This window comes from Kordia sp. E (assembly GCF_056033805.1).
The window spans coordinates 1116487-1140245 of record NZ_JBRASR010000002.1; the positions used below are offsets into that span (position 1 = coordinate 1116487).

General features: G+C 33.3%; 25 protein-coding genes. 24 read left to right on the top strand and 1 reads right to left on the bottom strand.

Annotated features, from left to right (window positions below):
- Positions 1 to 57: 57 nt before the first annotated feature.
- The 17 genes from ACUUYC_RS07995 to ACUUYC_RS08075 all read left to right on the top strand — a co-directional run bounded on the left by ACUUYC_RS07995 (position 58) and on the right by ACUUYC_RS08075 (position 16646).
- Positions 58 to 1098 (top strand): PfkB family carbohydrate kinase, encoded by a 1041-nt coding sequence (locus ACUUYC_RS07995; protein ID WP_474265141.1) that lies wholly within the window; start codon positions 58 to 60, stop codon positions 1096 to 1098.
- A gap of 25 nt (positions 1099 to 1123) precedes the next feature.
- A complete protein-coding gene (locus ACUUYC_RS08000; protein ID WP_474265142.1) occupies positions 1124 to 1792 on the top strand; it encodes a bifunctional 4-hydroxy-2-oxoglutarate aldolase/2-dehydro-3-deoxy-phosphogluconate aldolase in 669 nt (222 codons plus the stop codon).
- Complete coding sequence (locus ACUUYC_RS08005; protein ID WP_474265143.1) at positions 1789 to 2322, top strand: LacI family DNA-binding transcriptional regulator; 534 nt, start codon at positions 1789 to 1791, stop codon at positions 2320 to 2322. The genes ACUUYC_RS08000 and ACUUYC_RS08005 overlap by 4 nt, the downstream gene beginning before the upstream one ends.
- A gap of 352 nt (positions 2323 to 2674) precedes the next feature.
- A complete protein-coding gene (locus ACUUYC_RS08010) occupies positions 2675 to 3193 on the top strand; it encodes a hypothetical protein (protein WP_474265144.1) in 519 nt (172 codons plus the stop codon).
- 211 nt (positions 3194 to 3404) lie between these two features.
- The gene (gene porW, locus ACUUYC_RS08015; RefSeq protein ID WP_474265146.1) at positions 3405 to 5930 is read left to right on the top strand and encodes a type IX secretion system periplasmic lipoprotein PorW/SprE; all 2526 of its coding nucleotides are present in this window, start codon (positions 3405 to 3407) and stop codon (positions 5928 to 5930) included.
- A 44-nt stretch (positions 5931 to 5974) separates the two neighbouring features.
- The gene (locus ACUUYC_RS08020; RefSeq protein WP_474265148.1) at positions 5975 to 6385 is read left to right on the top strand and encodes a bactofilin family protein; all 411 of its coding nucleotides are present in this window, start codon (positions 5975 to 5977) and stop codon (positions 6383 to 6385) included.
- 22 nt (positions 6386 to 6407) lie between these two features.
- The gene (locus ACUUYC_RS08025; protein ID WP_474265151.1) at positions 6408 to 6584 is read left to right on the top strand and encodes an AtpZ/AtpI family protein; all 177 of its coding nucleotides are present in this window, start codon (positions 6408 to 6410) and stop codon (positions 6582 to 6584) included.
- 98 nt (positions 6585 to 6682) lie between these two features.
- A complete protein-coding gene (locus tag ACUUYC_RS08030; RefSeq protein ID WP_474265152.1) occupies positions 6683 to 6904 on the top strand; it encodes an AtpZ/AtpI family protein in 222 nt (73 codons plus the stop codon).
- Positions 6897 to 7295, top strand: a complete 399-nt coding sequence (locus ACUUYC_RS08035; RefSeq protein ID WP_474265153.1) for a DUF6168 family protein — start codon at positions 6897 to 6899, stop codon at positions 7293 to 7295. The genes ACUUYC_RS08030 and ACUUYC_RS08035 overlap by 8 nt, the downstream gene beginning before the upstream one ends.
- 82 nt (positions 7296 to 7377) lie before the next feature.
- A complete protein-coding gene (gene atpB, locus ACUUYC_RS08040; RefSeq protein ID WP_474265154.1) occupies positions 7378 to 8502 on the top strand; it encodes a F0F1 ATP synthase subunit A in 1125 nt (374 codons plus the stop codon).
- A 36-nt stretch (positions 8503 to 8538) separates the two neighbouring features.
- Positions 8539 to 8727, top strand: coding sequence for an ATP synthase F0 subunit C (gene atpE / locus ACUUYC_RS08045; RefSeq protein ID WP_013993139.1), 189 nt, complete (start codon positions 8539 to 8541; stop codon positions 8725 to 8727).
- A gap of 97 nt (positions 8728 to 8824) precedes the next feature.
- Positions 8825 to 9325, top strand: a complete 501-nt coding sequence (locus tag ACUUYC_RS08050) for a F0F1 ATP synthase subunit B (protein ID WP_474265156.1) — start codon at positions 8825 to 8827, stop codon at positions 9323 to 9325.
- Positions 9326 to 9335: 10 nt separating this feature from the next.
- Positions 9336 to 9872: an ATP synthase F1 subunit delta gene (atpH, locus tag ACUUYC_RS08055; protein WP_474265157.1), complete on the top strand. Its 537-nt coding sequence runs from the start codon at positions 9336 to 9338 to the stop codon at positions 9870 to 9872.
- Positions 9873 to 9884: 12 nt separating this feature from the next.
- Positions 9885 to 11462, top strand: a complete 1578-nt coding sequence (atpA, locus tag ACUUYC_RS08060; RefSeq protein ID WP_474265159.1) for a F0F1 ATP synthase subunit alpha — start codon at positions 9885 to 9887, stop codon at positions 11460 to 11462.
- 115 nt (positions 11463 to 11577) lie between these two features.
- Entirely contained in the window at positions 11578 to 12438 is an 861-nt protein-coding gene (gene atpG / locus ACUUYC_RS08065; RefSeq protein WP_474265160.1) for an ATP synthase F1 subunit gamma, read from the top strand.
- A 367-nt stretch (positions 12439 to 12805) separates the two neighbouring features.
- A complete protein-coding gene (locus tag ACUUYC_RS08070; protein WP_474265162.1) occupies positions 12806 to 14527 on the top strand; it encodes a helix-turn-helix domain-containing protein in 1722 nt (573 codons plus the stop codon).
- A gap of 403 nt (positions 14528 to 14930) precedes the next feature.
- On the top strand, positions 14931 to 16646 hold the full coding sequence (locus ACUUYC_RS08075) for a helix-turn-helix domain-containing protein (protein ID WP_474265163.1): 1716 nt from the start codon (positions 14931 to 14933) through the stop codon (positions 16644 to 16646).
- Positions 16647 to 16998: 352 nt separating this feature from the next.
- Here the strand turns inward: ACUUYC_RS08075 and ACUUYC_RS08080 are convergent, their stop codons facing one another.
- Entirely contained in the window at positions 16999 to 17322 is a 324-nt protein-coding gene (locus ACUUYC_RS08080; protein WP_474265164.1) for a hypothetical protein, read from the bottom strand.
- A 243-nt stretch (positions 17323 to 17565) separates the two neighbouring features.
- Here ACUUYC_RS08080 and ACUUYC_RS08085 point away from each other — a divergent pair, with 243 nt between their 5' ends.
- The 7 genes from ACUUYC_RS08085 (at position 17566) to ACUUYC_RS08115 (ending at position 23734) form a co-directional block, all read left to right on the top strand.
- Positions 17566 to 18408 (top strand): alpha/beta fold hydrolase, encoded by an 843-nt coding sequence (locus ACUUYC_RS08085; RefSeq protein ID WP_474265165.1) that lies wholly within the window; start codon positions 17566 to 17568, stop codon positions 18406 to 18408.
- A gap of 328 nt (positions 18409 to 18736) precedes the next feature.
- Positions 18737 to 19213, top strand: coding sequence for an RNA polymerase sigma factor (locus ACUUYC_RS08090; RefSeq protein ID WP_474265166.1), 477 nt, complete (start codon positions 18737 to 18739; stop codon positions 19211 to 19213).
- On the top strand, positions 19213 to 19773 hold the full coding sequence (locus tag ACUUYC_RS08095; RefSeq protein ID WP_474265167.1) for a hypothetical protein: 561 nt from the start codon (positions 19213 to 19215) through the stop codon (positions 19771 to 19773). Before ACUUYC_RS08090 ends, ACUUYC_RS08095 begins: the two co-directional genes overlap by 1 nt.
- 179 nt (positions 19774 to 19952) lie before the next feature.
- Entirely contained in the window at positions 19953 to 20465 is a 513-nt protein-coding gene (locus ACUUYC_RS08100; RefSeq protein WP_474265168.1) for a hypothetical protein, read from the top strand.
- A gap of 202 nt (positions 20466 to 20667) precedes the next feature.
- On the top strand, positions 20668 to 22131 hold the full coding sequence (locus tag ACUUYC_RS08105) for an MATE family efflux transporter (protein WP_474265169.1): 1464 nt from the start codon (positions 20668 to 20670) through the stop codon (positions 22129 to 22131).
- 56 nt (positions 22132 to 22187) lie between these two features.
- Positions 22188 to 22622 carry a dUTP diphosphatase gene (gene dut / locus ACUUYC_RS08110; protein WP_474265170.1) on the top strand — a complete coding sequence of 145 codons (435 nt, stop codon included), beginning with the start codon at positions 22188 to 22190 and terminating at the stop codon, positions 22620 to 22622.
- A gap of 92 nt (positions 22623 to 22714) precedes the next feature.
- Positions 22715 to 23734 (top strand): sugar phosphate nucleotidyltransferase, encoded by a 1020-nt coding sequence (locus ACUUYC_RS08115; protein WP_474265171.1) that lies wholly within the window; start codon positions 22715 to 22717, stop codon positions 23732 to 23734.
- The last annotated feature ends 25 nt before the right edge of the window (positions 23735 to 23759 follow it).

Consider the following 23759-nt stretch of genomic DNA (forward strand, 5'->3'; position numbering starts at 1 on the left):
GATTTGGTTAAACGTTTAAGCAAAAAAGATATTTTAACAATTTAAGACAATATAAAAATGAGCAAAGTAGTCACTTTTGGAGAAATCATGCTTCGATTAGCTCCTCCCGGATTTTTAAGATTCTCTCAAACAAATAGTTTCGATGTAGTATATGGCGGCGGAGAATCTAACGTAGCTGTTTCATTAGCCAATTACGGAGTTGATGTTGATTTTGTAACACGATTACCAAATAATGATATCGGACAATGTGCCATGATGGAAATGCGAAAACGTGGTGTTGGTGTCAACAAAATTGTTTGGGGTGGAGACCGTTTAGGAATCTATTTCTTAGAAACTGGTGCAGTAAGTAGAGGAAGTAAAGTTGTTTATGACAGAGCACATTCAGCTATAGCTGAAGTAAAATCTGGAATGATTGATTGGGATGCTGTATTTGATGGTGTTGAATGGTTTCATTGGACAGGTATTACACCTGCAATATCACAAGGAGCCGCAGATGTTTGTTTAGAAGCTGTAAAAGCAGCAAGTGCTAAAGGAATCACAATTTCTACAGATCTAAACTACAGAGCCAAACTTTGGAAATATGGCGGTGATCGTGAAGCAATAATGACCGAATTAACGTCGTATTGTGACATTATCTTAGGAAACGAAGAAGATGCAGAAAAGCACTTTGGTATTCATCCAGAAGGGTTAGATGTTCATAAACACGGACACGATGTAAAAGCAGAAGCTTTCTTGTCAGTTTGTAAACAAATGATGGAGAAATTCCCAAGAGCTAAAAAAGTAATTACCACATTAAGAGGTTCTATATCTGCTTCTCACAATACATGGGCAGGCGTTTTATATGATGGTTCAAAAATGTATGAAACTCGTCAATATCAAATTACAGATATCGTAGACAGAGTTGGTGGTGGTGATTCATTTATGGGAGGATTAATCTACGGATTACTAAAATACCCTGAAGATGACCAAAATGCATTAGATTTTGCAGTAGCTGCATCTTGTTTAAAACACACAATCAAAGGAGACGCTAACTTATCAACGATTGCAGAAGTAGAAAAACTAATGGGTGGAGATGCTTCAGGAAGAGTTGCAAGATAAAATTTAAGACAAAATAAATATACCAATGGCACAATATTCAAGACTAGAAGTAGCACAGGTAATGAAAGAAACGGGAATGGTTCCGCTATTTTTCAACAATGATATAGAAGTAAGCAAAAAAGTACTGAAAGCTTGTTATGATGGAGGCGCTCGTCTACTAGAATTTACAGCACGTGGCGATTTTGCTCATGAAGTTTTTGGTGCATTAACAAAATATGCCATCGCTGAATTACCAGGAATGATCATGGGAGTTGGTTCAGTTACAGATGCTGCTGCCGCTTCTTTATATATGTCACTTGGTGCAAATTTTATCGTAACACCAGTATTGCGAGAAGACATCGCAATTGTTTGTAACCGACGCAAAGTATTGTGGTCGCCAGGTTGCGGATCGTTGACAGAAATTGCAAGAGCAGAAGAATTAGGTTGCGAAATTGTAAAACTATTCCCTGGTGGAATTTACGGGCCAAAATTTATCAAAGCAATCAAAGGGCCACAACCTTGGACAAGCGTTATGCCAACTGGTGGTGTTGCTCCAACGAAAGAAAACTTAGAAGGTTGGTTCAATGCTGGCGCAACTTGTGTTGGAATGGGCTCAAAATTGATGAAGAAAAAAGAAAATGGTGACTTCGATTTAGAAAAAATTGAGGCACTTACAAAAGAAGCTATCCAGATTATAAAAGACGTAAAAAAATGAATTTTTCGCAATCAGCAATCACATTAAAACAATTATCGCAATTATCTGGTTTTTCAGTTTCAACGGTTTCAAAAGCGTTGAATAATAAATTTGACATTAGCCTTACCACACGAAAAACCATTCAAAAAATTGCGTCTAAACACAATTATGTGCCCAATAATTATGCGGTTGCTTTGCGTAAAAAACAAACAAAAGCCATTGCGATTATCATTCCACAAATCAATACTACTTTTTATAGTTGTTTTTTATATTACATTGAAAAAGCAGCTTCAAAATTTGGATACCGCATTGTATTATTTCAATCTTTTGAAGAACCAAAACGCGAACGCGAATGCATAAAAAATATCAGTGATGGTAGTGTAGATGGTGCAATCATGTTATCTTCAAATTGTTTAAAAAACTTAACCTCAAACGAAAAAAATCAACTTCCAATTCAATGTGTTCAAATTTCAGAACAATTCCAAGAAGAAGAAGTTAAGAAAAAATCAATTTTAGGCTTTAAAAAACTATTGAGTGATATAAACTCGTAAATTTCCAGCTTTCAAATATGAATACGAGATATTAAAATTATACATAAAACTTGGGCGTTCCCACAATAAAAAAGCACTATATGAAACATTGAGGTAACTCGAAATGTAACGTATAGTGCTTTTTTATGCGGTCAGGCTATCCGTACTCGCTTTCTCGTTTTGTCATTCCTGCGTAGGCAGGAATCCAAACCAAAAAGAGCTCAAACAATGCTCCTATCCTTAACGCGAAAGTAGTTATTACTAAATTCTCACAAACCACTTTGATCTTATATAAGATTACTATAGCTTTAACAATAATAACTATTGTTTTGTATACGTTATCAAACATTTAAAATAAAAATCATTTGAAAAAATGGAAAACGAAATCAAAAATAAAACGCCAATTTATGTTGACTTAGCTCCGAACAGAGATGAAGTATATGCTGGGATTTGCATAAAATCGAATGATGAAGTATTTGTTTTTAATTGCTTCAATGAAGAAACTAAAGAATTTGACGGATTTGCCATCATTAGGAATTATGAAATTAATAGATATCGTGAATGGAATGACGAAGAACTAAGTGAAATAAAAAATAACAATGCTGCCGAATTTATTGACAAATTACCACTCGAAAAAATGAACACTTTTTTCGACTGTTTGTCAGAATTGAAAAACGAAAAGTTAATTGCAATCTTTACCGAAGGTGATAATGATTCATATTTTGTAGGTGTAATTAAAAACCTTTCAGAAACAGAAGTGGAATTAAAACTCATAAATGAAGATGCTGAATGGGTCGAAAATGAAAAAATAAAAATTGATGAAATAACCTATATCGGATTTGACACGAATTACGAAAAAGAATTAATGCTAAAAACCCAAAAAAATAGCTAGATACTAGTATTGAATATTTAAAAACATACTTTTTAGCAAACAAACCAATAAATTAAGGAGCAAAACGACTTAAAGAAACCCAAGCCTTAAAACTCCAAAACCCACATTTTACGCACGTTTTTATTAATTTTTTCAAAAAGAAATGTATTTTTACCCTTCTGTATACTAAATGATTAAGTTTTTAGTTTTACAAATACAAAATTGATTCACCTTGAAGAAAACACTATATATATCGGTAACACTATCAGTATTAGGGATTTTACTCTTTAGCTGTTCTACCAAAAAAGATACATTTATCAACAGAAACTTTCATTCTGTCACTACAAAATACAATGTATTATTCAATGGAAAAGTAGCCTTTGAAGAAGGTCGTGAAGCATTAATGAATGCTTATGTCGATAACTATTGGGAAATTCTTCCTATAGAACGTATGGAAATTTTGGACGATTTAACGCTTCCAGGGCAAGGTGGAAAAAATCCGAACTTCGAAAAAGCAGAAGAAAAAGCAGTAAAAGCGATTCAAAAACATTCCATGGAAATTGGAGGTACGCAGCGCAATCCACAAATGGACGAAGCCTACTTACTATTAGGTGAAGCACGGTATTTTGATCAACGTTTTATTCCAGCATTAGAAGCATTCAACTACATCTTAGGAGAATATCCGGATAGTGATAAAATCAATGAAGCGCGTATTTGGCGCGAAAAAACACACTTACGTTTAGAAAATGATGAATTTGCCATTGCAAACTTGAAGCGAATCTTACGTTTTGAAAAATTAGAAGATCAAGAATATGCAGATGCAAATGCTGTATTAGGTCAGGCGTACATCAATCTAAAACATAAAGATAGCGCTGTACAAGTGATGAAACTTGCCGCAGCAGCTACAAAAAAACGTGAAGAACAAGGACGTTACAACTATATCATTGGACAATTATTTAATGAACTTGGACACAAAGACAGCGCAAATATTGCTTTTGATAAAGTAATTGATCTCAATAGAAAATCGCCAAGAGTGTACATGATTAATGCACACATTGAAAAAGCGAGAAACTTTGAAGTAACTCCTGAAAACAAAGAAGAGTTTTTGGAAATGCTGACAGATTTAGCAGAAGATCGTGAAAACAGACCTTTTTTAGATAGAATATACCGTCAATTAGCAGAATATCATTTAGAAAATGATTCGCTAGTACTTGCAGAAGAATTCTTTAACAAGTCAATTAAAAAAGCAACTAAAGATAGATACTTAAAAGCGTTAGACTACGAAAATGTGGCTGCATTGCGTTTTGATGAAGCCAAGTATAAAGATGCAGGAAAGTATTATGACAGTACACTATTAAACCTAAAAAAGAATACGAAGAAATTTAGACGTATTGAAAAAAAGAGAGCAAACTTAGAAGATGTTATCAAATACGAAGATATAGCATATGTAAATGATAGTATTTTAACCTTAGTGAGTTTGTCAGAAGAAGAACGCACATCGTATTTTCAGAAGCACATAGATATCCTAAAAGCAGAAGAAGCTGCGCAATTGGAAGCTGAAAAGCAAAAAGAAAACTTTGTAGCAAATGAATTTGCCAGCAGTAGAAACAATGTGACAAACAGATCGGGAAGTGATGAATTTTACTTTTACAATCAAACGACAGCTGCGTATGGTAAAAACGAATTCAGAAAAAAATGGGGAGATCGTGAGTTAGAAGATAACTGGCGTTTATCAAACAAGCAAACTGTTGTAAGAGCCAACACGCGCGGAGAAAGTAAAGATGCTGCAAATGGTAAAGGTGAAAATGATATCTTTTCGGTAGCTTTTTACACAGATAAAATTCCTTCAGATGAAAAAGTAATTGATAGCATTGGTAAAGAAAGAAACTTTGCATACTACCAACTAGGATTAATCTACAAGGAAAAATTTAAAGAATATCAATTGGCGGCAGATCGTTTAGAGCAGCTATTAGAAAACAATCCTGAAGAAAAATTAATTCTTCCTTCAAAATACAACTTATACAAAATATACACGCTTTTAGAATCGGACAAAGCAAACGATTACAAAAACGATATTTTAAACAATCATGGACAAAGTCGTTATGCACAGATTTTAAGAAATCCGCAAGATGTTATTGCGTCTGACGAAAACAGTCCTGAAAACCTATATGCTAACACATACAAGAAATTTGCAAATCAAGATTTCAATGGTGCTTTAGCTGATGCTGAAAAATACATTCGACAATTTACAGGTGAAGAAATTGTGCCAAAATTTGAAATGTTAAAAGCAATTACGCTAGCTAGATTAGATGGACTTGTAGCGTACAAAAAGGCGTTAAACTTTGTAGCCTTAAACTATCCAAATGATGATGAAGGAAAGCGTGCGCAAGAAATCCTCAAAAGTTCATTGCCAAAACTAGCAAACAAAGTATTGCTAAATGATGACAAATCAAGGCACTTTAAAATCATCTACAAATTCAACACAGGAGAAAAAGAAGCTATCGAAGCGTTAGATAAAAAGTTAAAAGATGCATTAGAAGAATTCGGATATCGATCTTTATCTGTTACGCAAGATATATACAACAGAAACGAACTATTTATTGTCGTACATGGATTCAATACTAAATTAAGAGCCGTGAGTTTTGAAGACATGTTACGTACAAACCCTAGATATCTTATAGAAAATGATTACATCGTACTATCATCTGAGAACTATCAAATTGTGCAAATTCACAAAAACTTAAATGAAGTAAACTAATCATTAATAACTGACCAAACTAATCCCTCAAACCTAAAAAAATCATGTTTTCAGAATCTAAAAAAAAGCGTGCTTCCAACGAAACGCGTGGACAATCGAACCGAATAGGAAAATCAACACACATAAAAGGTGATGTCGTCTCAGAGGCCGATTTTAGAATAGATGGAAAACTAGAAGGAAGTGTAGAAACTTCTGGTAAAATAGTCATTGGAGCAAGTGGTGTAATTACTGGAAAAGTAGTTTGTGCCAATGCAGATATTGAAGGGAAATTTCATGGAGAACTAATTGTTTCTAATTTGCTAACGCTAAAAAGTACAGCAATCATTGAAGGTGAAGTTACCGTAAGTAAACTTTCTATAGACCCTGGAGCAACTTTTAACGCTACATGTGCTATGAAAACAGGAATCAAAGAACTAAACACAAGTGAAGGAAAAAAAGCCGAAAAGACAGCTTAGTAGTGGTTTAAGACTTATAGTCTTGGCTATAATAATGGGAATTATCTTAATTATATTCAATTGGGCAGGTCAATGGCTTGATGTTGAATATGAAAAAGAGTATTGGGAAATTACACTTACTATTCTTGGACTTATAGTAGCTATAGCTCTTATAGTGTCAAACATTGTAAAATATACTGATGAAGATGGTTTGAAGTAAAAAGAACTAAGTATTAAGAAATAACTCTTTTCTTTAATTTGGTTACTTTCATCAATATTTTTATCCTAATGTATATGTTTGCATATTAATGCACTAATGTGAAAAACAAAAAACCAAGATCAACAGCAAATAAAGCAATGCGACTAAGTGGCGCAGGATTGCAAATGGGACTCACCATTTATGCCTGTAACTATTTAGGAAATTGGCTTGATGTAAAATATGATCAAACATTTTGGGAAACAAGTCTTACACTTTTTGGAATCTTTGCATCCATGTATCTCATCATTAAACAAGTATTAAAAATCACCAATGATGGGTAAACAAATCCTCGTTTACATGCTGGCGTTTGGAATGTTGTTTTTCTTAGGAGATTTCATGCACAATTACTATATCGAAAGTCAAGGAATTACACTTGGGTTTTCATTGCGAAACATGTATGCATTTCACGCATTCTTTTCGTTGCAACTCTGTATCATCTTTACATTGTTGTCAAATAACGAAAAAATAGGTCCGCAGTTGGGATTCATATACTTAGCTTCTTTTGTGCTAAAAATAGTTGCTTTTGGCGCTATTTTTTATAATCCAGTAATTACTGCCGAAAAACTATCAAATATACAGCGAATATCACTGCTAATTCCAATGGTAACTTTCCTAATACTAGAGGTCTACTTTATTATCAAAATCTTGAACAAAACTCATTCTCCTAAATAAAGTTGAAAAAAAGGGTGTATTTCTAATTAATTGTTTAATTTTGCGCAGAATTTACGAAGGGTAATTTTTGAATAAATCAATTATGAAGATAGTACAAAAATCTATCAAGTTTCTTACAGTATTAGCAATAGCACTATGTTCTTTTCATGGTTCTGCTAGTGATACAGACAAAAAACACGACGATCAGAATGATGGTGGTATGATCAATACCAGAGAAGAAGTAGAAGAATACATTCTTCACCATATTCAAGATTCACACGATTTTAACTTATTCTCTTATACAAGCGATGCAGGTGAAAGAAAACATTTTGGTTTTCCATTACCAGTAATTGTTTGGACAAGTGGTGGATTAAAAACGTTTATGTCTTCTGAATTTCATCACAATGATGATGGACATGTTGTTGTGGCAAAAGGAGATGTGAAATTGGCAAAAATTCACGGTAAAATCTACGAAATAGAAGCTGGCGATCATGTAGAATTTGTAGATCATCACGCAACAAATGCACACAAAGTACTAGATTTCTCAATCACTAAAAGTGTAATGGGAGTTTTATTAGTTGGTTTGTTATTACTATGGTGGTTCTCATCATTAGCACGTCAATACAAAAAGAGACAAGTACCAACAGGTTTTGGTAGAGTATTAGAGCCTTTAGTATTATATGTAAGAGACGAAATTGCACGTCCAAACATCGGAGAAAAACATTACAGAAGATTTACTGGATATTTAATGACAGTATTCTTCTTTATCTGGATATTAAATTTATTAGGATTAACACCACTTGGATTTAACGTAACAGGTCAGTTAGCCGTAACAGCTTGTTTGGCAATATTCACGTTAGTAATTTATACAGCAAGTGGAAACAAGCACTATTGGGGACACATCTTATGGATGCCAGGAGTGCCAATACTAATACGTCCAGTATTAGCAATAATCGAATTAGCAGGAGCATTGGTAATTAAGCCATTCTCATTACTAGTACGTTTGTTTGCAAACATATCTGCAGGGCACATTGTAGTAATGAGCTTAATTGCAATTATGTTTACACTAAAACAATCATTAGGAGTTGTTGGCGCAACAGGATTGTCTTTAGTATTATCATTTTTTATAACATTAATAGAAGTGTTAGTTGCCTTCTTACAAGCATATATCTTTACAATGCTATCAGCATTATTCATCGGTATGGCAGTAGAAGAAGCACATCACTAAATAAAGAGTTTGTTTAATTATTAAAATCAATTTATTATGTACAATTTAATTGGAGCAGGATTAATCGTAATTGGAGCAGGAATTGGTCTTGGTCAAATCGGTGGAAAAGCAATGGAAGGAATTGCTCGTCAGCCAGAAGCAACAGGAAAAATCCAAACTGCGATGATTATTATCGCTGCACTTTTAGAAGGTTTAGCATTCGGAGCTTTATTCTTAGGAAAATAAGAACTGAACAAAGACATTAGGTATTCTCCTGTAACGGTTGGTTGCAGGAAATACTTAAAAATTAAACAAAACAAACACAATATAATTACAGATTATAATGGATAAGTTATTAAATGATTTTTCACCAGGATTATTTCTAGTACAAACAGTACTATTATTATTATTAATTTTCTTAATGATAAAATTCGCTTGGAAACCTATTTTAAATTCATTAAATGAAAGAGAAGAAGGTATTCAAGGAGCTTTAGATGCTGCTGAAAATGCAAAGAAAGAAATGCAAAATCTTCAATCTGATAACGAGAAGCTTTTAAAAGAAGCACGTGCAGAAAGAGAAGGAATGCTAAAAGAAGCACGTGAGATCAAAGAAAAATTGATCGCTGATGCAAAAGGTGAAGCACAAGAGCAAGCAAGCAAAATGATTGTTCAAGCACAAGAAAGCATCCGTAGTGAAAAACAAGCGGCATTAGCAGAATTAAAAAACCAAGTAGCTAACATCTCTGTAGAAATTGCAGAAAAAGTTGTACGTGGTGAATTAGCAGATAAAGACAAGCAATTATCTTTAGTAGATAAAATGCTTGGAGACGTTACACTAAACTAATAACAATACTATGGCAGGTTCTAGAGCAGCAATACGCTATGCAAAAGCTATCTTAGCATTGGCACAAGATCAAAAAGCAGGAGAAGCTGTAGCGAAGGATATGGATGGAATCGTGAAAACGGTTACAAATAGCAAAGAATTACGATTAATGCTAAACAGTCCTATCGTAAAAGTTGAAATTAAAAAAGCAGCTTTGCAAGAGATCTTTAAAGGAACTCATGCAATATCTGAAGGATTAATTGACGTTTTAGTAGCGAACAAACGTGTTGATTTATTAGACAATGTAGCAGCACAATATGCTGTCTTATTTGATGAAGCACAAGGAAAACAAGTTGCAGTAGTAACAACAGCAGTTCCTTTGACAGATACGTTAAAAAATAAAGTATTAGCTAAGATCAAAGATCTTACTAGTAATGAAGTAATCATAGAAAACAAAATCGACGAAAGTATCATAGGTGGGTTTATCTTGCGTTTAGGTGATTTGCAATACAATGCAAGCATCGCAAACCAATTAAACAATCTAAAACGATCTTTCTCTCAAAATTAAATACTAAATAGAATGGCAGAAGTTAAAGCTGCTGAGGTATCAGCAATATTAAAAAAACAACTTTCAGGATTTGAAGCTACAGCTTCACTTGACGAAGTTGGAACTGTACTACAAGTAGGTGATGGAATCGCTCGTGTTTACGGATTAGCGAACGCTCAATACGGAGAATTAGTAGAATTTGACGGCGGACTTGAAGGAATTGTATTAAACCTTGAAGAAGATAATGTTGGTGTGGTTTTATTAGGATCTTCACAAAGTATCAGAGAAGGTGGAACAGTAAAACGTACACAACGTATCGCATCTATCCAAGTAGGAGAAGGTATTGTTGGACGTGTTGTAAACACATTAGGAAATCCAATTGATGGAAAAGGTCCTATTGAAGGTACAACATACGAAATGCCTTTAGAGCGTAAAGCACCTGGAGTTATTTATCGTGAACCAGTTACAGAACCATTACAAACAGGAATTAAAGCAATTGATGCAATGATTCCAGTAGGTAGAGGACAACGTGAATTGGTAATTGGAGATAGACAAACTGGAAAAACTGCCGTTTGTATTGATGCAATTCTAAATCAAAAAGAATTTTACGATGCAGGTGAGCCTGTATATTGTATATATGTTGCCGTTGGACAAAAAGCTTCAACAGTAGCACTTATTGCTAAGACTTTAGAAGAAAAAGGAGCTTTAGCATACACAACAATAGTAGCTGCAAATGCATCAGATCCTGCTGCAATGCAAGTATATGCACCATTTACTGGAGCATCTATTGGAGAATACTTTAGAGATACTGGTCGTCCAGCATTAATTGTTTATGATGATTTATCTAAACAAGCCGTTGCATACCGTGAAGTATCTTTATTATTACGTCGTCCACCAGGACGTGAAGCATACCCTGGAGATGTATTCTACCTTCACTCTCGTTTATTAGAGCGTTCTGCAAAAGTGATCAACAATGACGCTATTGCAAAGGAAATGAATGATCTTCCAGATTCATTAAAACCTCTTGTAAAAGGTGGTGGATCGTTAACAGCGTTACCAATCATTGAAACACAAGCAGGAGATGTATCTGCATATATTCCAACAAACGTAATTTCGATTACAGATGGACAGATCTTCTTAGATGGTGATTTATTTAACTCTGGTGTTCGTCCAGCAATTAACGTAGGTATCTCTGTATCTCGTGTTGGAGGAAACGCACAGATTAAATCAATGAAAAAAGTATCTGGTACGTTAAAACTAGATCAAGCACAATATCGTGAATTAGAAGCATTCGCAAAGTTTGGTTCTGACTTAGATGCAGTTACGTTAAACGTAATTAACAAAGGAAAGCGTAACGTGGAAATCTTAAAGCAAGGGCAAAATGAGCCGTTTGCAGTAGAAGACCAAGTTGCAATTATCTATGCTGGATCTAAAAACTTATTAAAAGACGTTCCTGTAAACAAAGTAAAAGAATTTGAAAGAGATTTCATTGAATTCTTAAACGCGAAACACAGAGGTGTTTTAGATACATTAAAAGCAGGGAAACTAACAGACGAAGTTACAGACACATTAACAACTGTTTGTAAAGAAATGTCTGCGAAATATAACTAGTAATTAGTATTGAGTACAAAGTGTCTAAAATTAGATGCTTTGTACTTTCAACATAAAATATAGTATAGCGTATTGGTCTCACGACTAATCACTCAATACTCAATACTAAACACAAATGGCAAACTTAAAAGAAATACGTAATAGAATTAGTTCTGTAAAATCAACAATGCAGATCACGAGTGCTATGAAAATGGTATCGGCGGCAAAGTTGAAAAAAGCACAAGATGCCATCACAGCGATGCGTCCGTATGCAAACAAACTTACAGAATTATTACAAAGTTTAAGTGCAACACTTGATGCAGATAGCGGAAGCAAATTTGCTACGCAGCGTGAAGTAAACAAAGTACTTATAGTAGCTATTACATCTAATAGAGGATTATGTGGAGCATTCAACTCTAACATTATCAAACAATCTAATCGTTTAATCAACGAAACATACGCAGGTAAGCAAGTTGATGTATTATCGATTGGAAAAAAAGGAAACGATATCTTATCTAAAACAAATACGATTATTGAAAATCGTAGTGATATTTTTGATACGTTAACATTTGATAATGTGGCTGAGATTGCTGAAAAGCTAATGGAATTATTTGTAGATGGATCATACGATAAAATCGAGATTGTCTATAACAAATTCAAAAATGCAGCGACACAAATCATCATGACGGAACAATTTTTACCAATTGTACCAATGGAAGCTGATTCAAGTGTTCAATTGGACTATGTTTTTGAGCCATCAAAAGCAGAAATCGTTGAAGAATTGATTCCAAAATCATTAAAAACACAATTGTACAAAGGAATCAGAGATTCTTTCGCAAGTGAGCACGGTGCGCGTATGACTGCGATGCACAAAGCAACGGACAATGCAGGAGAATTAAGAGACTCATTAACATTAACGTACAACAAAGCACGACAAGCTGCCATTACAAACGAAATCCTTGAGATCGTTGGTGGAGCTGAAGCATTGAATAACTAAGCATACACTTCGAGTGCCTCAGTGTACTCACATTATAGAATTAAAAAACCTCATGGAAACATGAGGTTTTTTGCTTTATTACAAAAAGGTTCTCGTTTACTATTGTGTCTGTCTTCAGAAATAATGAACTAGCAAACGGAATTGCGAAGCGCAGCTTCAAGCATGAAGTTTAGCTAGAGAATGATGCGTAGCAATTTCCTATAGACAGACTTGATTTTTTGGTTCGTTTTTTATCAAGAAAAAATGAACGTAATCAATAAGTTTAAATTAGAAACATAATTTTCATCGAAAAAAACACGTTAAAACACAAAGTCATTTCGTACCAAACTACCATTCCATATCTTTGCAAAAACTACTACAAACCTCCATGAACCAAAAATCCCCATATTTCCTCTTTCTTTTCCTCTGTTTTAGTTTGAATACTTTTCTAAACGCGCAACAAGAACAACAAAATGATTCTTTGGCGAAGTATAGTTATGAGAAACTTAGAGCTTTTAGAGCTAAATACAGAAATTCTAATAATGAGTTGGCAAAAGTATATATTGATGAATATTTGAAAAGATCAATTAGTGATAAAGATACGGTGAGAATTTATTATGGCTACTTTTTTTTATCTAAATATTTTGAATTTAAAAGTAACTCTAAAAAAGAATTAAATTGTATTGATAGTGTTATTAAATATAGTTTGAATAAACAAGATAAATTTTTTCCTGCTTTAGCTTATCAAAATAAAGGCATTTGTTTATATGAACTTGGTGGAAATAAAAGAGCTATTGATAATTTCTTTAAAGCTTTACAAGTTCTTAAAACTAACAAAAATACATCTTTAGAAATTGATATTAGAAATGCAATAATTACTGTTAAGGCTAGTTGGATTTCAAGTGATGAAATGTTAGCTTATGAACTTGAAAATTTTAATTTTATTAAATCTCAAAAAGATTATAAAATTAATTTTAGAGAAGATTATTTAATAAGTTTAAATAACTTATCTAAAAGATATGTACGAAATTATAAATATGAAAAAGGACTAGAAATAGCAATAAAAGGAATCAGAGAAACAATAAATACAAATAATACTGTAGAATATTATGAATTTGTCTCTTTAGCAGGAACAGTTCTATATTATCTTAAAAGTTATGAAGGATCTATCGATAGCTTACAAAAAGCATTACCATACAGAAGTGATCACGGAAAAGCAATGAGTAACTATTACCTAGCCAAAAGCTACGACAAACTCAATCAACCCGAGAAAGCACAATTTCACTTCTTAAAAACAGATTCTATTTACCAAGCCACGAAAGATATTTTCCCAGAAATGCGAAATACCTATGAACACATCATAGATTACTACAAAAGTAAAAATGATGCAGAAAATCAAATAAAATATTATGATCGTTTGATAGAAACCGATAAAATCATTGATTCTACCTATACGTATGTTACAAATACTGTTGAAAAGAAATTCGATACACCACAAGCCATTGCAGAGCGTGCACGCTTAGTAGAAGAAGCCAAAGCCAATGAAAGCTCTTGGAAATACAGTTTCGGAATTATCAGTGCTATTTTAGCAATAATTTCAGGAATATTACTCTTTGTATTTCGTCGTCAAAAATATTACAAAAAGCGTTTTGAAAATCTAATGTCAAACAATTCAGATGATGTAAAAAACATTTCGACTGCGCGTGATGTGACAAATGAAAAACAAGCAAAACAAGACATTGGAATTCCTGAAACAATCGTAAAAAGCATTCTAAAAGGCTTATCAACCTTTGAGACTAGCCAAGGTTTTCAAAAGCAAGTTACGCTCACAGAACTAGCTAAAAACCTTGAAACGAATCCAAAATACCTATCTAAAGTTATCAATTGGCATTACAAAAAGAATTTCACGAGTTATATCAATGAATTGCGTGTGGAATATGTAGTTTCCAAACTCAAATCAGATTCAAAATTCAGAAACTATACCATCAAAGCCATTGCAAAAGAAGCAGGTTTTGGAAGTACAGAATCTTTCTCAAAAACTTTCTATAAAGTCACAGGAATTTATCCTTCGTATTTCATCAAACAACTTGATAAATATCAAAATAGTTAGATCTGTCATTCCGCACTTGTTGCGGAATCCGCTTTAGAATAACATGGATTCCTGCCTACGCAGGAATGACAACAAGAATTTCCATTATTAATATTTCTTTTGAAACGTCCTTACGAGGAAGCATGACGAAGTAATCTGTTTGTTTCAAATGCAATTTTGTGTATATTATCAACAGATTGCCACAAGTTTCTTCGAAATTCTCGCAATGACGCTTCAAATTCCAAACGTCAGATCGAGTGATTTTTTTTGGTTCAACTGTCATTCCTGCGCAGGCAGGAATCCACAAAAAATCAAAAATGCTGATACTATTATAATTTTCATCGAAAATATATGTCAAAAGTCGAAGTTACGCCTTACTAAAAACGCCATACTATATCTTTACTGAAATTGCTACATACTTACCATGAATCAAAAACTCCCGTATTTCCTCTTTCTTGTCCTATGTTTTAGTGTAAACACCTTTCTAAACGCACAACAACAACAGCAAAATGATTCTTTGGCTAAGTATAGTTATGAGGAGTTGTATAAACTTATTAATGACACGAAATTTAATAAGGTAGAATTATCAAAAATATACACACAAGAATATTTAAGACGTGCAAAATTGGATAACGACACCATAAAAATTGCAAGAGGATATTTTTATAAATCTTTTTTTGAGGAGGCAGAATTAGCTATAATTTATATTGACAGCACAATAAATATTTCTAAAGATCAAAATCATTTTTTATATCCAGCATTGGGTTATAGTAATAAAGGAGTTTATCTGTATGAAATAGGTAAGTATCAAGAGTCTTTAAATTCTTATTTTAAAGCATTGAAAGCTCTAGGGAAAAACCCAAATGTTAATATTGAATTTGATGTCAGAAATGCGATAATAGCTTTAAATTCAAATTGGAATTCTAATAAAGAAACTCTTAGTTTTTCTAAAGAAAGTTTAGAATTTTTAATTAATAATCGAGAAAGCATTCAAGATTTTAAAATAAAGTATTTATACACTTTAGCTGGTTTATCTAGAGATTATCAAAGAAACGAAAGATATGTAGAAGGGTTAAGAATTGCTGAAAAAGGAGTTTTAGAAAGTATAGCTTATAAAGACACTTTGATGTACTATGAATTTATTTCTGACGGAGGAACTGCACAATATTATCTAAAAAATTATGAAGTAGCAATTGATAGCCTACAAAAAGCATTACCACACGAAGATGACCATGGGAAAGCAATGAGTAACTATTATCTAGGAAAAAGCTACAACAAACTCAATCAACCCGAGAAAGCGCAATTTCACTTCTTAAAAACAGATTCTATTTATCAAGCTACGAAAGATATTTTCCCAGAAATGCGGAATGCGTATGAACACATCATTGATTATTACAAAAGTAAAAATGATGTGGAGAATCAAATCAAATATTATGATCGTTTGATAGAAACTGATAAAATTATTGATTCCACCTATACATATGTTACAGAAACTATTGAAAAAAAATACGAAACTCCACAAGCAATCGCGGATCGTGCAGCGTTATTAGAAAAAATACAGAACGATAAAAACGCTTGGAAATACAGTTTCGGAATCATTAGCGCAATTTTAGTAATAATTTCAGGTATATTATTCTATGTATATCGTCGTCAAAAATATTACAAACAACGTTTTGAAAATTTGATGACGAAAAGCTCAGGTAAGGAAAAAAGCATCTCGACTGCGCTCGATGTGACAGATGAAAAAGACACTTCAGAGAAAAAAGAAATTGGAATCTCAGAAGCGATTGTAAAAAGCATTCTAAAAGGTTTAGCTAAGTTTGAAGCATCAGAAGATTACAGAAAGCAAGTTACGCTCACAGAACTAGCTAAAAACCTTGAAACGAATCCGAAATACCTATCTAAAGTCATCAATTGGCATTACCAAAAGAACTTCACAAGTTATATAAATGAATTACGCGTACAGTATGCTATTTCAAAACTAAAAGAAGAAACAGTATTTAGAAATTATACCATCAAAGCCATTGCAGCGGAAGTCGGTTTCAAAAACGCAGAATCTTTCTCAAAAAGCTTCTACAAAGTCACAGAAATCCATCCTTCGTATTTCATCAAACAACTAAATAAACGGATAGAAAGTTAAGTAGTTCAAAGTTTCGAGTTGGATTCAAAGCAAGTTAAAAACGTCAGGTCGAGTGATTTTTCGGAATATAATGAAGAAAAATTGTATCGAGATCTACTCAGAACTTCAAAGCACTTCTCGATACAATTTTCTATCGAAAATTACTCGAAGTGACGATTTGTATAATTATAACTTACGATCAGAAAACGCTAAAAACATTCGTGGTAAAAAGTTAAGAGTTTTGCATTAGATTTAAAGCAAGCTCAAAACGTCAAAATAGTTAAATATGTCATTCCGTACTTGTTGCGGAATCCACTTTAGAATAATATGGATTCCTGCCTACGCAGGAATGACAGAAAATAAATGAAAGTAATTATTGTTTTGCAACCAACGCAATTAAAATTAAGCCAGGAATAATAATATATCCTAAATACAAATACCAAGGATGTTTTGCATCGTCTGTAACAGCTTCAATTCTGTCTTTTGTGCGTTTCGGAAAGATAGCTAAGTTTGTTTCAAATCGTTTGCATGAAGTACAGGATACATAAATTTCTCTAGTCAATGCAAAAGGTAAAAACTTTAGCATAAAGAATTTCGAATACACTTTTACATTCAACGACTCTTCTGCATTGCATTTATCACAAGCCGTTCTTTTTATATTTTCATCTACAATTAATCGTTTTGCGACTCCGAGCATAAATTATGAATTTTATGGAATTAATAAGGAAGCAAAAATATGTAAAAAATAAGTTATGAGTTAAAAGTGAAGAGTTAAAAAAAATAACAAATTAACAAGCAACAAACAATATTCAACATAAAATAATCTATACTCCAACAGCAAAGCGCTCTAATAAGCGAAGCGATCTAAAAGTTGAAAACTTTTTGTAACATTTCTACACAAACTGTATCTAAAGGGAAAATCAAAACAAAAAACAAACAGATGAATACCTTACAAAAAATCACAATCGCACTATGTATGTTTATTTCCTTTGCAGGAATAGCGCAAGAAAAATCATTCCATGTAGAAATAACAGGAAAAGGAAATCCAGTATTACTATTTCCAGGATTTAGTTGCACTGGAGACGTTTGGGACGAAACCGTAAAAGAACTCTCAAAAAACTATGAATGTCATGTATTTACATTTGCCGGATTTGGAACAGTTTCACCAATTGAATCACCTTGGTTAGAAACAATTAAAAATGATGTCTCAACATATGTAGCTCGAAAAAAATTACAAAAACCTACAATCATCGGGCACAGTATGGGCGGATCGTTGGCATTGTGGCTAGCTTCTGAAAACGAAAATCTTTATAAAAAACTGATCATCGTAGATGCACTTCCTAGTATTGGTGCATTAATGATTCCTAACTTTACACCTGAAAATGTTTCGTATGACAATCCATTCTCAAAGCAACAAATTGCCATGAATGATGAAGCTTTCAAGCAAATGGCAACACAAATGGCAGCAGGAATGACATTCAACAAAGAAAAACAACCTATACTAGTTTCATGGATGCAACAAGCGGACAGAAAAACATATGTGTACGGATATGTAGATTTGTTAAAATTAGATCTCAGAGAAGCCATTCAAAACATAAAAATCCCAGTAACAATTATGGCAGCTGTAAGTATGTATCCAAGAAAGCAAGTGGAAGAACTATATACAAAACAATATAAAAAGTTGGCCAAAAAAGACATCATCTATGTGGACGATTCTGCACACTTTATTATGTTTGACAAACAAGATTGGTTTCTGAAAGAAATTCAAAAGCTTCTAAAATAGTTGAAAAGGTAAAAATGGCGATCTTAAGAAATAGTAAGCGAAAAGTGGAATTGCAAAGGTTGTCATTTAGTTTTTCTTTTCCGAAGTGTAGTAGAAATTTTTCGTTAAGAATTTTTGAAGCCTTGGAAAAAATTTAGAAAAATTACTACGATTCTAGTTTTTAAATACAAAAAACTAGAAACACCTCTGGAAAAGTGCCGTTTCTTTTGTTTCTTTTCTTTGGGCAAACAAAGAAAACGAAAATCAAAAACTAAAAAATTACAATTGATTAAATTAGATATTTATCAAATAATTACATCATAAAAATCAAATTAAAAACAAAAAACCATTGTCACAACAATTCACAAAAATATATCAAGAACACTACAGCAAAGTACATCGACTTTGTCTTGGATATGTAAATGGTGATGAAGCTATAGCGAACGATTTAGCACAAGATGTATTTATAAAAGTGTGGGAGCATTTGGATGAATTTCAGCAAAAATCGAGCATCGGAACGTGGATTTACAGAATTACAGTCAATGTCTGTTTATTATTCATTCGAAAAAACAAAAAGAAGAAAAAAATCAGCTTTACAGAAATAAAAGACGATAACAATATTGAAGCAGAAAATGACGATCAAAACCGTTTGAAACAAATGTATAGCTGTATTCATAAGTTAAAAGAAACGGAACGAATCATCATTTTACTAGTACTAGAAGGTTTACCGCAAAAAGAAATAGCGGAAGTAACGGGACATTCACATCAAAACATTCGTGTACTAGTTCATAGAATAAAAGAAAAACTAACAAAATGTGTATCCTAATGGAATTTAAAGACATACAAAATACATGGCAACAACAAGCAAACTCAGAAGCTGCAACAACGCTTCCTGACTTTGAGCCAGCAAAGCAAAAACTAACTTATCTTCGTAAAAAACAACGACTAACACAACTCATCTTAGGAAGCACAATAGCAATTCTAATCCTATTTTTCTTCTACATATCGGCTTACAAACAAAACGGACCACTTATAGGAATGTCATTGCTTATTGGTGTTGTTTTAGTGCGAGTGTATATTGAAATGCGAAGTCAGCAACAACTCAAAAAAATAAACGTTTTACTATCATTTGTAGAATTCAAAGAACAATTAATAGCGTATTATCAAAAACGAAAAACGCTCGCTTTCAGAATCATTCCGGTATTACTAATCATTTACAACATAGGTTTTATAATTATGTCGTACTATTTTTACCAATATCTATCAAGAGGATTTTTCTATTACATTGTAATATCTTATGTTGTATCTTTTATCGTATTATTTATTTTCATAAGAAAGCAAGTATTAAAAGAACTTGAAATCTTAGAAGACCTTCAGGAAGCTTGAGAATTATTTTTTATGAATAACGAATCAACAAAAGTCAATTATAAATGTAAAATGCTAAATTTTAAATAAAAAAGGATAAATTACCCAAAACCCAAAACCCAAAACCCAAAACCCAAAACCCAAAACCCAAAACCCAAAACCCAAAACCCAAAACCCAAAACCCAGATACAACAAACAGCATGATCAAACACATCAAAAAAATACTTCCAATACTCTTACTAATAGGGTTTACAAACTGTTCTACATCACAAAAAAACATGAAACTAGAAGAAAAAACTCCATTTACAATTGAAGGTGTGTTTATGCAAGAATGGACCTCTGGAAAAGAAAAAGGTGAAAGTGGACTCAGTATACAAATGACACTTAAAAACCTGAATAAAAAAGTCGTAGAAATAAAAGACCTATACTTTCGTGGAATAAAAACGGTTCTCAAAGAAAATTCAACCAATAACAATGGTTTATATATTGCAAACTTTGTAAACGCTCCTCAAAAAAAAATCATACTGCATGAAGATCATAGAAAAGAAGCCGCAAATGAACCGCCAAAATTAGAAAGAATAGCATTTGTATTAGCTGATGATGAACTCGTAATAAGTTATACAGAAAATGGAAAACTCAAGTATTTCAAAATAGAAGGCATCATTAGTAAGTTTCCAATCTATTATCAAACTGCACCCGAAAATAAGCAGTAAACTAACGTATAAAGCAAGGGATTATTAAAATCTCGATTATCGAGTAAAAAATTCCTTTTGGGAAAGCCCTCAGAAATCAATACTTTTGAAGAGTAAACAATCTCGGAGCAAGTCCGTGAGACATACGTGAAAAGTTCACATAAAACAACGGGGAAAACCTCGGAGTATTTAAATCTCGATTATCGAGTAAACAAAACATTCCTTGAGCGTACTAAAAAAGTTCTTCAAAGACACCATTATCTATGGAATTGCGGCAATATTGCCACGTGCCATCAATATAGGTTTAGTAAAACTACACACAGCTGTTTTCGGAACAGCTACGTATGCAGTAAATACAGAATACTATGTATATGCTGCGTATTTAAACGCATTGCTAACCTACGGAATGGAAACGGCGTTTTTTCGATTCTTTAGTAAAGAACAAGAAAAAGGAAAAATCATTTCCACATCGTTTACAACATTACTAGTAACAACGGTATTATTTCTAATTCTTGGATTGAGCTTTGCGCCAGAAATCACACAACTATTTGGTTTTGAAAAAGTAATGTATGTCAAAATCTTAGTTTGGACCGTATTTTTAGATACCATTGTTGTCATTCCGTTTGCGTATTTGCGTGTCACAAACAGACCCATTCGTTTTGCAGGAATCAAAATAGCAAACATTCTATTTCTCACAGTATTAAATATTATTTTCTTGTGGGCAATTCCAAACGGATACCTTTCCGAAGGAATATTGCCAGAATCATTCAACTTTTATAGTAAAGGCGAACCACAAGTTATCTTTATATTTTTAGCGAATGTATTTGCAAGTATATTCACGCTCATCTTACTCATTCCAAACATTCTAAAAATAAAATGGTCGTTTGATGCGGCAATCTTGAAAAAGCTACTCATCTACGGATTACCTATCATGATTGGAAGTTTGGCATATGTAACCAACGAAAATATTGACAAACTCTTTTTAGGAGGTATGATCGGTGATGCCGAAATGGGGAAATACGCAGGTTGTTACAAACTCGGTGTATTCATGACACTTTACATTACGGCGTTCCGTTTAGGAGCAGAACCGTTTTTCTTCAATCATGCGAAAGAAAAAAACGCCAAAAACAACTATGCTACAATTCTCAAGTGGTTTACCATATTGGGTGCAATATTTATGTTAGTTGTAGTTTCATATATTGATCTATTTGCAGACATTCTCATCAGTAAAGAAGAATACTTAGACGCCTTAGCAATTGTACCAATCATTCTATTGGCAAATCTATGTTTAGGAATCTACAACAATCTATCTATTTGGTATAAATTGACAGACAAAACGAGCTACGGAATGTACATTTCCATATTTGGCGCAATCATTACCATTGTGTTCAACTTAATCATGATACAACAAATAGGTTTCATGGCGTCTGCTTGGGCAACACTAATTGCCTACGGAAGCATGATGATTGTTTCATACACGCTAGGTCAAAAGTATTATCCTGTGCCATATAACATCAAAAAAATAGCGATATACGTACTTATCGCAACTGTATTTTCAGCAATAGCTTTCTACGATATGTTTCGAGGAAATTATATCATCACAACTGCGTTAGTTTTAGTATTTTTGGCAATCATATATCTATCAGAACGAAAAGAGCTCAAACAACTATTAAAAAAAGAGAGTTAGATGTTAGGATTGAGAGAAGATAAAGTACAAATTAACCCAAAATCGAATCAACAGAAATGAACATAAAAATAATCAACAAATCGCAACACGCGTTACCGCATTATGAAACGTTGGCTTCCGCCGGAATGGACTTACGAGCAAACCTACCGGAATCAATTACATTGGAACCAATGGACAGAGCGATTATCAAAACAGGATTGTTCATTGAGTTGCCTGTTGGTATAGAAGCACAAGTGCGTCCTAGAAGTGGTTTAGCTGCGAAAAAAGGAATTACAGTACTCAATGCACCAGGAACGATTGATGCAGACTACAGAGGAGAAATTGGCGTGATTCTTGTCAATCTATCTAAAGAGGCATTTACAGTAGAAAACGGCGAACGAATTGCGCAGCTAGTAATTGCAAAACATGAACGTGCCGAATGGCAAGAAGTAACCGAACTTTCAACGACAGACAGAGGCGCTGGCGGATTTGGAAGTACAGGCGTTAAATAAGAAGTTAGATATTAGTATTGAGGCGTTAGACAAATCAACAAATACGCAAACAACAAAAAACAAATTAACAAAAACATAGAAACAACGATATCATGAAAATAATTGTACCAATGGCAGGAAGAGGTTCAAGACTTCGTCCACACTCACTTACAGTACCAAAACCATTAATTCCAGTTGCAGGAAAACCAATTGTACACCGATTAGTTTCTGACATTGCCAAAGTATTAGGCGAACCTATTGAAGAAATAGCTTTTGTATTAGGTGATCCAGCGTTTTTTGGAGATGATGTTGTAGAAAGCTTAACGGAACTTGCAGAAGGTTTAGGCGCAAAAGCAAGTATCTATCGTCAAGATCAACCATTAGGAACAGGTCATGCTATTATGTGTGCAAAAGATTCACTATCAGGTCCAGCAGTAATTGCGTATGCAGATACGTTAATTCGTGCAGATTTCAACTTAGATAAAGATGCAGATGCAGCTATTTGGGTAAAACAAGTAGATAGTCCAGAAGCATACGGTGTTGTAAAATTAAACGACAACAAGGAAATTGTAGAATTAGTAGAAAAGCCAGCCGAATTTGTATCAGATTTAGCAGTTATCGGAATTTATTACTTCAAAGATGTTGCGGTATTAAAAGAAGAATTACAATACGTATTAGACAATAACATAATTCACGGTGGTGAATATCAAATCAATGACGGAATCAAAGGAATGATGGCAAAAGGGCGTCGTTTTGTAACTGGTCAGGTTGATGAATGGATGGACTGTGGAAACAAAAATGTTACCCTAGAAACCAATGGGAAAATGTTAGGGTTTTTACAAGCTGATAATGAAAAACTAGTAGCCGATTCTGCAAAAATTAGCAACTCAGAAATCATTGCACCATGTTACATCGGTGAAAATGTTGTCATTGAAAACTCAACGGTTGGTCCAAATGTTTCAATTGGTGATAATTCACGATTGGAAAGCGTAAGTCTTAAAAATAGCTTAATACAAACCAATACTACAGTAAAAAACGCTAATTTAGAGGAAGCAATGATTGGAAATCATGCAAAATTTGACGGAAGTTTTACAAAAATTAGCATTGGTGACTATTCAACGTTAGAAGCATAACCCTATACACAGCACGTTTAGATGA